Annotated in this window: 6 protein-coding genes; all 6 read left to right on the forward strand. The window is 65.1% G+C overall.

All coding sequences use genetic code 11. From position 1 onward, the window contains the following. The first annotated feature begins 6 nt into the window (after positions 1–6). Positions 7–1,494 (forward strand): MFS transporter, encoded by a 1,488-nt coding sequence (locus IN820_RS14660; protein ID WP_193681667.1) that lies wholly within the window; start codon positions 7–9, stop codon positions 1,492–1,494. A 103-nt stretch (positions 1,495–1,597) separates the two neighbouring features. Next, positions 1,598–5,353: a nitrate reductase subunit alpha gene (locus IN820_RS14665; protein WP_193681668.1), complete on the forward strand. Its 3,756-nt coding sequence runs from the start codon at positions 1,598–1,600 to the stop codon at positions 5,351–5,353. 10 nt (positions 5,354–5,363) lie between these two features. After that, the gene (narH, locus tag IN820_RS14670; RefSeq protein WP_044314939.1) at positions 5,364–6,902 is read left to right on the forward strand and encodes a nitrate reductase subunit beta; all 1,539 of its coding nucleotides are present in this window, start codon (positions 5,364–5,366) and stop codon (positions 6,900–6,902) included. A gap of 3 nt (positions 6,903–6,905) precedes the next feature. Further along, positions 6,906–7,661, forward strand: coding sequence for a nitrate reductase molybdenum cofactor assembly chaperone (gene narJ, locus IN820_RS14675; RefSeq protein WP_193681669.1), 756 nt, complete (start codon positions 6,906–6,908; stop codon positions 7,659–7,661). Beyond that, positions 7,654–8,445, forward strand: a complete 792-nt coding sequence (gene narI / locus IN820_RS14680; protein WP_193681670.1) for a respiratory nitrate reductase subunit gamma — start codon at positions 7,654–7,656, stop codon at positions 8,443–8,445. Before narJ ends, narI begins: the two co-directional genes overlap by 8 nt. 81 nt (positions 8,446–8,526) lie before the next feature. After that, positions 8,527–9,486 (forward strand): peptidylprolyl isomerase, encoded by a 960-nt coding sequence (locus IN820_RS14685; protein ID WP_193681671.1) that lies wholly within the window; start codon positions 8,527–8,529, stop codon positions 9,484–9,486. The last annotated feature ends 323 nt before the right edge of the window (positions 9,487–9,809 follow it).

Consider the following 9,809-nt stretch of genomic DNA (forward strand, 5'->3'; position numbering starts at 1 on the left):
CTCACCATGAGAGTTTCTACGCTGTTCGAATGGAAGCGCCCCGAGATCCGGGCCCTGCACCTGACCTGGATCGCCTTCTACATCTGTTTCTTCGTCTGGTTCGGCATGGCGCCGCTGGCCTCGAGCATGCTGAAAAGCGTGAACTGGCTGACGCCCGAAGACCTCAAGCTGTTCGCCATCGCCAACGTCGCGCTGACCATTCCGGCGCGCATCCTGGTCGGCATGGCGCTGGATCACTGGGGCCCGCGCCGGGTGTTCTCGGTGCTGCTGGTGGTGATGGCCGCACCGGCGCTGTTCTTCGCCTTCGGCGACAGCCGCACCCAGCTGCTGGTGTCGCGGCTGATCCTCAGCTCCATCGGCGCCAGCTTCGTGGTCGGCATCCACATGACCGCCATGTGGTTCAAGCCCAAGGACATCGGTTTCGCCGAAGGCTTCTATGCCGGCTGGGGCAACTTCGGTTCCGCCGCCGCCGCCATGAGCCTGCCAGCCATCGCCATCCACGCCTTTGGCGGTCCGGAAGGCTGGCGCTGGGCGATCGCCAGCTCGGCGATCATCATGGCCGTCTACGGCGTGTACTACTGGTTCGCCCTCACCGACGGCCCGGCCGGCACCGTGCACCGCAAGCCGCACAAGGCCAGCGCGCTGGAAGTCAGCACCTGGGCCGACATGATCAAGCTGATCATCTGGACCATCCCCATGGTCGGCGTGCTCGGCATCCTGGTCTGGCGCATCGAGGGCCTGGGCTACCTGGGCTCCACCGGCGCCATGATCTGCTACGCGGTGATCGCCTTGGTGGTGATCTTCCAGGTGGTGCAGATCCTGCGGGTCAACGTGCCGATCCTGAAGAAGGGCGTGCCGGAAGACGACAAGTACCCCTTCAACACCGTGGCCGCACTCAACTCCACCTACTTCGCCAACTTCGGCGCGGAGCTGGCGGTGGTGTCGATGCTGCCGATGTTCTTCGAGCAGACCTGGGGCCTGACCCCGACCACCGCGGGCATCATCGCCGCCTCCTTCGCCTTCGTGAACCTGGTGGCGCGGCCCATGGGCGGGCTGGTCTCCGACCGCTTCGGCAACCGCCGCTTCGTGATGCTGGCCTACATGCTCGGCATCGCCGTCGGCTTCCTGCTGATGGGCCTGATGAACGCCAAGTGGCCGCTGATCGTCGCCGTGGCGATCACCGTGCTCTGCTCGGTGTTCGTCCAGGGGGCCGAGGGCGCGACCTTCGGCATCATCCCCTCGATCAAGCGCCGGGTCACCGGGCAGATCTCCGGCATGGCCGGGGCCTACGGCAACGTCGGCGCGGTCTGCTACCTGACCCTGTTCACCTTCGTGACCCCCTCGCAGTTCTTCATGGTGATCGCCGCCGGCGCGTTCGTCAGCTTCGGGCTCTGCCTGCTCTGGCTGAAGGAGCCCGAGGGCGCGTTCTCCGACGAGTACTACGTATCCAGCGTCGACCGGGAGCTGGAGGCCCGCCAGAAGCTCGCGTCCTGACGTTCACCGAATGAATGCGCCAGCCACATCGGCTGGCGCAAGCCGAGATTGATAAGCCGACCGGTCGGGCCAGTGGTTCGCAACCGGAGTGAGGAGAGAAACAATGAGCCACTTGCTCGATCAACTGCGCTTCTTCAACAGGAAGCAGGGCGAGTTCGCCGACGGCCATGGCGAAACCCGCATCGAATCCCGCGACTGGGAGAACGTCTACCGCTCGCGCTGGCAGTACGACAAGATCGTGCGTTCCACCCACGGGGTGAACTGCACCGGTTCGTGCTCTTGGAAGATCTACGTGAAGAACGGCCTGATCACCTGGGAAACCCAGCAGACCGACTACCCGCGTACCCGCAACGACCTGCCCAACCACGAGCCGCGCGGCTGTCCGCGTGGGGCCAGCTACAGCTGGTACATCTATAGCGCCAATCGCCTGAAGTACCCCAAGGTGCGCAAGCCGCTGCTCAAGCTGTGGCGTGAAGCGCGGCGCAACATGACCCCGGTGGACGCCTGGGCCAGCATCGTCGAGGACAAGGCCAAGGCCGAGTCCTACAAGAGCAAGCGCGGCATGGGCGGCTTCATCCGTTCCAGCTGGGACGAAGTCAACGAGATCATCGCCGCGGCCAACGTCTACACCGTCAAGCAGTACGGCCCGGACCGCGTCATCGGCTTCTCGCCGATCCCGGCGATGTCGATGGTTTCCTACGCCGCCGGTAGCCGCTACCTGTCGCTGATCGGCGGCGTATGCCTGTCCTTCTACGACTGGTACTGCGACCTGCCGCCGGCCTCGCCGCAGATCTGGGGCGAGCAGACCGACGTGCCGGAGTCGGCCGACTGGTACAACTCCAACTACATCATCGCCTGGGGCTCCAACGTCCCGCAGACCCGCACCCCGGATGCGCACTTCTTCACCGAAGTCCGCTACAAGGGCACCAAGACCGTCGCCATCACCCCGGACTACGCCGAGGTCGCCAAGCTCACCGACCTCTGGTTGAACCCCAAGCAGGGCACCGACGCCGCGCTGGCCCAGGCCTTCGCCCACGTCATCTTCAAGGAATTCCACCTGGAGAAGCCGAGCGCCTACTTCCGCGACTACGCCAAGCGCTACACCGACCTGCCGGTGCTGGTACGCCTGAACGAGAAGGACGGCAGCTACATCGCCGACCGCTTCCTGCGCGCCTCGGACCTGACCGACAACCTCGGCCAGGCCAACAACCCCGAGTGGAAGACCATCGCCGTCGACGACAACACCGGCGTGCTGGTCTCGCCGCTGGGCTCGATCGGCTACCGCTGGGGCGAGAAGGGCAAGTGGAACATCGAGGCCCGCGAAGGCCAGAACGGCCGCGAGGTCGACCTGCGCCTGAGCCAGATCGACAGCGGCGAAACCGCCGAAGTCGCCTTCCCGTATTTCGGCGGCATCCACCACGAGCACTTCCAGCACGCCGAGGGCGAAAGCGTCCAGCTGCGCCGCGTACCGGTGCGCAGCATCACCCTGGCCGACGGCAGCACCACCAAGGTCGCCACCGTGTTCGACCTGATGGCCGCCAACCTGGGTATCGACCGTGGTCTCGGTGGCGCCAACGTCGCTTCCAGCTACGACGACGCCAGCGTGCCCGGCACTCCGGCCTGGCAGGAAGTCATCACCGGCGTATCCCGCGAGAAGGCGATCCAGATCGCCCGTGAATTCGCCGACAACGCCGACAAGACCCATGGCCGTTCCATGATCATCGTCGGTGCGGCGATGAACCACTGGTACCACATGGACATGAACTACCGCGGCCTGATCAACATGCTGATGTTGTGCGGTTGCGTGGGTCAGACCGGTGGTGGCTGGGCGCACTACGTGGGTCAGGAAAAGCTGCGTCCGCAGTGTGGCTGGCTGCCGCTGGCCTTCGGCCTCGACTGGAGCCGTCCGCCGCGCCAGATGAACGGCACCAGCTTCTTCTACAACCACAGCTCGCAGTGGCGCCACGAGAAGATGAGCATCCACGAAGTGCTCTCGCCGCTGGCCGACAAGTCGCAGTTCCCCGAGCACATGCTCGACTACAACATCCGCGCCGAACGCGCCGGCTGGCTGCCGAGCGCACCGCAGCTCAACCGCAACCCGCTGCAGATCTGCCGCGACGCCGAAGCCGCCGGCCTGTCGCCGGTGGACTACGTCACCCAGTCGTTGAAGGACGGTTCGCTGAAGTTCGCCTGCGAACAGCCGGACAACCCGGATAACTTCCCGCGCAACATGTTCGTCTGGCGCTCCAACCTGCTCGGCAGCTCGGGCAAGGGCCACGAGTACATGCTCAAGTACCTGCTGGGCACCAGGAACGGCGTGATGAACGAGGACCTCGGCAAGCGCGACGGCTTCAAGCCGCTCGAGGCCGAATGGCAGGACGACGGCGCGATCGGCAAGCTCGATCTGGTCACCACCCTCGATTTCCGCATGTCCTCCACCTGCGTGTATTCCGACATCGTCCTGCCGACCGCGACCTGGTACGAGAAGGACGACATGAACACCTCGGACATGCATCCTTTCATCCACCCGTTGTCGGCGGCGATCGACCCGGCCTGGGAAGCCAAGTCCGATTGGGAGATCTACAAGGGCATCGCCAAGGCCTTCTCGAAGATGGCCGAAGGTCAGCTGGGCGTGGAGAAGGATCTGGTCACCGTGCCGCTCCTGCACGACAGCCCCGGCGAACTGGCGCAGCCGTTCGGCGGCAGCGACTGGAAGACCGCGGGCGTCGATCCGCAGCCGGGCAAGAACTGCCCGAACATGGCGGTGGTCGAGCGCGACTATCCGGCCACCTACAAGAAGTTCACCTCCCTCGGCCCGCTGCTCGACAAGCTCGGCAACGGCGGCAAGGGCATCAACTGGAACACCCAGGATGAAGTCGATTTCCTCGGCGAGCTGAACTACAAGGTGCGCGAGGAGGGCGTCAGCCAAGGGCGTCCGCAGATCGAGTCGGCCATCGACGCCGCCGAGGTCATCCTCAGCCTGGCGCCGGAAACCAACGGTCACGTTGCCGTGAAGGCCTGGGCCGCGCTGTCGGAATTCACCGGCCGCGACCACAGCCACCTGGCGCTGCCCAAGGAGCACGAGGCGATCCGCTTCCGTGATATCCAGGCGCAGCCGCGCAAGATCATCTCCAGCCCGACCTGGTCAGGCCTGGAAGACGAGCATGTGTCGTACAACGCCGGCTACACCAACGTCCATGAGTACATCCCGTGGCGCACCCTCACCGGCCGCCAGCAGTTCTTCCAGGATCACCCCTGGATGCAGGCCTTCGGTGAGCAGCTGATGAGCTACCGGCCGCCGATCAACACCCGCACCATCGATTACGTGAAGGGCAAGAAGAGCAACGGCAATCCCGAGATCGTCCTCAACTGGATCACCCCGCACCAGAAGTGGGGCATCCACAGCACCTACTCGGACAACCTGATCATGCTCACCCTGAGCCGTGGCGGCCCGATCGTGTGGATGTCCGAAGTCGACGCGAAGAAGGCCGGCATCGAGGACAACGACTGGATCGAGTGCTTCAACGCCAACGGCGCCCTGACTGCCCGTGCGGTGGTCAGCCAGCGCGTGATGGAAGGCATGGTGATGATGTACCACGCCCAGGAACGCATCGTGAACGTGCCCGGCAGCGAGACCACCAAGACCCGCGGCGGCCACCACAACTCGGTGACCCGCGTGGTGCTCAAGCCCACCCACATGATCGGCGGCTACGCCCAGCAGGCGTACGGCTTCAACTACTACGGCACCGTGGGTTGCAACCGCGACGAGTTCGTCGTGGTACGCAAGATGGCCAAGGTCGACTGGCTCGACGGCCCGAACGGCAACGACCTGCCGCAACCCCTGCCGCAAGACATCTGAGGAATAGGCCATGAAGATTCGTTCACAAGTTGGAATGGTCCTGAACCTGGACAAGTGCATCGGCTGCCACACCTGCTCGATCACCTGCAAGAACGTCTGGACCAGCCGCGAAGGCATGGAATACGCCTGGTTCAACAACGTCGAGACCAAGCCCGGCATCGGCTACCCGAAGGAGTGGGAGAACCAGGACAAGTGGAAGGGCGGCTGGGTGCGCAATGGCGACGGCACCATCAATCCGCGTATCGGTGGCAAATTCCGCGTACTGGCGAACATCTTCGCCAACCCGGACCTGCCGACCATCGACGACTACTACGAGCCGTTCGACTTCGACTACCAGAACCTGCATACCGCGCCGATCTCCGATCACCAGCCGGTGGCACGTCCGCGCTCGCTGATCTCCGGCCAGCGCATGGAGAAGATCGAGTGGGGCCCGAACTGGGAGGAGATCCTCGGTACCGAGTTCGCCAAGCGCCGCAAGGACAAGAACTTCGACAAGGTGCAGGCCGACATCTACGGCCAGTACGAAAACACCTTCATGATGTACCTGCCGCGCCTGTGCGAGCACTGCCTGAACCCGGCCTGCGCCGCGTCCTGCCCGAGCGGTGCGATCTACAAGCGCGAGGAGGACGGCATCGTCCTCATCGACCAGGAGAAGTGCCGCGGCTGGCGCATGTGCATCAGCGGCTGCCCGTACAAGAAGATCTACTTCAACTGGAAGAGCGGCAAATCCGAGAAGTGCATCTTCTGCTTCCCGCGCATCGAGGCCGGCATGCCGACCGTCTGTGCCGAGACCTGCGTGGGCCGCATCCGCTACCTCGGCGTGCTGCTCTACGACGCCGATCGCATCCATGAAGTGGCCAGCACCGTCAACGAGCAGGACCTGTACGCCAAGCAGCTGGAGATCTTCCTCGATCCGTTCGATCCGAAGGTCATCGAGCAGGCGCTCAACGACGGCGTACCGATGTCGGTGATCGAAGCCGCGCAGAAGTCGCCGGTCTACAAGATGGCGGTGGACTGGAAGCTGGCGCTGCCGCTGCACCCGGAATACCGCACGCTGCCGATGGTCTGGTACGTGCCGCCGCTGTCGCCGATCCAGAACGCCGCCAGCGCCGGTCACGTCAGCATGGACGGCGTACTGCCGGACGTCGACAGCCTGCGCATCCCGCTGCGTTACCTGGCCAACCTGCTCACTGCAGGCGACGAGGAGCCGGTCAAGCTGGCGCTCAAGCGCATGCTCGCCATGCGTGCCTACAAGCGTGCCGAGCAGGTCGATGGTGTGCAGGACCTCAAGGTGCTGGAGAGCGTCGGTCTGTCGGTGGCCCAGGTGGAGGACATGTACCGCTACCTGGCCATTGCCAACTACGAAGACCGCTACGTGATCCCGACCGCGCACCGCGAAGAGGCCATGAGCGACGCCTTCGCCGAGCGTTCCGGTTGCGGCTTCAGCTTCGGCAGCGGCTGCTCGGGCGCCTCGGACACCAACATGTTTGGCGCGAAGAAGGCCAACCGCCGCGACATCATCAAGACCGTCCAGCTGTGGGAGGACTGAGCCATGCGCATCCTTAAAGTGATATCCCTGCTGCTGGACTACCCCGACCAGCATCTGCGCGACGGCCATGCCGAACTGGCCCAGGCCATCGGCGCGGCCCGCGAGATCAGCCCGGAGCAGCGCATCGCGCTGCGCCGCCTGCTCGACGAGCTGAGCGAAGACGACCTGATGGACGTGCAGGAGCGCTACACCGACCTGTTCGACCGCGGCCGTTCGCTGTCGCTGCTCCTGTTCGAGCACGTACATGGCGAGTCCCGCGACCGCGGCCAGGCCATGGTCGACCTGATGGCGCAGTACACCGAGGCCGGTTTCGACATCGGCGTACGCGAGCTGCCGGACTACATCCCGCTGTACCTCGAGTACCTCGCCACCCGCGACGACCTCGAGGCCCGCGAGGGGCTGGCCGACGTGTCGCACCTGCTGGCCCTGCTGGCGGCGCGTCTGCAGGAGCGCGAAAGCCCGCATGCCGCGTGCTTCCGTGCGCTGCTGCAGATCGCCGGCGAGCCGGTGCAGGAAACCCTGGCCGGCCTGCAGGAGCAGGTCGCCGCCGAGGAACGCGACGACTCGCTGGAGGCGCTGGACAAGATCTGGGAGGAGGAACAGGTCAACTTCCTCCAGGCCGAACAGCAGGATCGCTGCCCATCCATGCCGAGCGGGCCGGGCAAGGCTCGCGAGGAAAGCCCGGTGCCGCTGCACTGGACCGATTTCAAGCATGACGGGCAGGCCGCCGCGCTCGCCCAGGAGGTGCGCAATGTCTAACTTCAATTTCCTGCTGTTCGGGGTCTACCCCTACATCGCGCTGGCCATCTGCCTGATCGGCAGCTGGGCGCGCTTCGACCTGTCGCAGTACAGCTGGAAGGCCGGCTCGAGCCAGATGCTGTCGAACAACCGCATGCGCCTGGCGAGCAACCTGTTCCACGTCGGCATCATCTTTATCCTGGCCGGTCACTTCGTCGGCCTGCTGATGCCCGAGGCGCTGTACCACTCGTTCATCACCAGCGGCCAGAAGCAGATCGTGGCGATGGTCTCCGGCGGCTTCTTCGGCATCCTCTGCCTGATCGGCCTGGTGATGCTGATTCATCGCCGGCTGACCGATGCGCGCGTGCGCGCCACCTCCAGCACCAGCGATATCATGATCCTCTTCGTGCTGCTGGCGCAGCTGGTGCTGGGTCTGCTGACCATCGTCGCCTCCACCGGCCATCTGGACGGTTCGGTGATGGTGCTGCTGGGCACCTGGGCGCAGAGCCTGGTCACCCTGCAGCCGGTCAAGGCCGCAGGCGCCATCGAGTCGGTCAGCGTCATCTACAAGCTGCACGTGTTCCTCGGCATGACCCTGTTCGTGCTGTTCCCCTTCACCCGTCTGGTGCACATCGTCAGTGCCCCGGTGTGGTACCTGGGCCGGCGCTACCAGATCGTCCGGCAGAAGGGCGTCAAGCCGGCCATGCCGCGCCCGCAGCGCCCGCGCACCTACGAAGTCCCGGCCCGCGAAACCGTGGCGCCGAAAGCTGTGCCTGCCACGGCAAAGAGCAAGGCCCCGGTATGACCCTCGCCGGCTGACGCCCCGTGCGTCAGCCGTCCTGGCCGATCGGATCGAAGGTTCAAGCGTCTTATCGAGGTAATCGTCATGGGTTGTGGATGTGGTGGAAGCACCGGTGGAAGCGGCGGCTGCGGTGGCGGCGCGCGTCCGGAAATCGAAGTACCGGTAGATGCTCCTCTGTTCGAGGAGCTGCCGCATGAGGAAGACAGCGAGCCGGCTGTCGAACAGGCGTCCGGTGAACCGCTGCTGATTGCCAGCAGCGAGCAGGAATGGCCGCGGGTGCGGGTCAATGGTGTGGCGATCGCCGCCCAGGCCATCGCCCAGGAGTTGCAGTACCACCCGGCCGACAGCCGCGAAGAGGCCGTCTACCTGGCGACCCAGGCGCTGGTATTGCGCGAGCTGCTGCAGCAGCGCATTGGTGAACTGGGGCTGGTGGTGCGCGCCGAGGCTGGCGAAAGCGAGGAAGAGGCGGCCACCCGCACGCTGATCGAGCAGGAAGTGCCGCTACCGCTGGCCGACGAGGCTGCCTGCCAGCAGTACTACAGCGGCAATCAGCAGCGCTTCTTCAGCGCGCCGTTGCTGGCCGCGCGGCACATTCTGCTGGCCTGCCCGGCGGATGATGCCGAGGCGCGCAGCCTGGCTCGCGAACAGGCGCTGCAGTTGATCGGCCAACTGCAGGCCGCCCCGCAAGGCTTCGCCGAGCTGGCGCTGCAGCATTCGGCCTGCCCGTCGAAGGCGCAGGGCGGCGCGCTTGGGCAGATCAGCAAGGGCCAGACCGTGCCGGAGTTCGAGCGCCAGCTGTTCCGCCTGCCGGTCGGCCTCTGCCAGCAGCCGCTGGAAAGCCGCTACGGCTATCACCTGGTCTTCGTCGATCAGCGCATCGAAGGCGAGCAGCTGCCCTACGAGGTGGTCGCCGGCTCGATTCGCGCCGAGCTCAACCAGCGCGTCTGGCAGATCGGTGTCAGCCAGTACCTGCAGAACCTGGTGGGTGCGGCGAATATCGAGGGCATCCACCTGCAGGGCGCGGAAACGCCGCTGATGCAGTAACGGCTTACGTAGGGTGGATGACGCTTCACCCATCCACCAAGCGGGTTGGAGGTGGATGGACGCAGCGGCACTCGCGCCAGCCCACCAGGTCGCGCCACCGAGCGGGGCCATGGTGGATGAAAAAAACGTCGTCCACCCTACGGGCTGATGCAATGACGGCGGCTTGGCTCTACGTAGGGTGGATGACGCTTCACCCATCCACCATTGCGGGTTGGAAATGGCTGGGCGCAGCGGCACTTGCGCCAGCCCCATCAGGTCGCGCCACCGGGCGGGGCCCTGGTGGATGAAAAAAACGTCATCCACCCTACGGGCTGATGCAATGA

This window comes from Pseudomonas lopnurensis (genome assembly GCF_015070855.1).
Classification (GTDB): domain Bacteria; phylum Pseudomonadota; class Gammaproteobacteria; order Pseudomonadales; family Pseudomonadaceae; genus Stutzerimonas; species Stutzerimonas lopnurensis.

Bases quoted from the DNA above. Each gene is read 5' to 3' on its own strand.
- IN820_RS14660 (WP_193681667.1), top strand. From the start codon at position 7: ATGAGAGTTTCTACGCTGTTCGAATGGAAGCGCCCCGAGATCCGGGCC.
- IN820_RS14665 (WP_193681668.1), top strand. From the start codon at position 1,598: ATGAGCCACTTGCTCGATCAACTGCGCTTCTTCAACAGGAAGCAGGGC.
- narH (WP_044314939.1), top strand. From the start codon at position 5,364: ATGAAGATTCGTTCACAAGTTGGAATGGTCCTGAACCTGGACAAGTGC.
- narJ (WP_193681669.1), top strand. From the start codon at position 6,906: ATGCGCATCCTTAAAGTGATATCCCTGCTGCTGGACTACCCCGACCAG.
- narI (WP_193681670.1), top strand. From the start codon at position 7,654: ATGTCTAACTTCAATTTCCTGCTGTTCGGGGTCTACCCCTACATCGCG.
- IN820_RS14685 (WP_193681671.1), top strand. From the start codon at position 8,527: ATGGGTTGTGGATGTGGTGGAAGCACCGGTGGAAGCGGCGGCTGCGGT.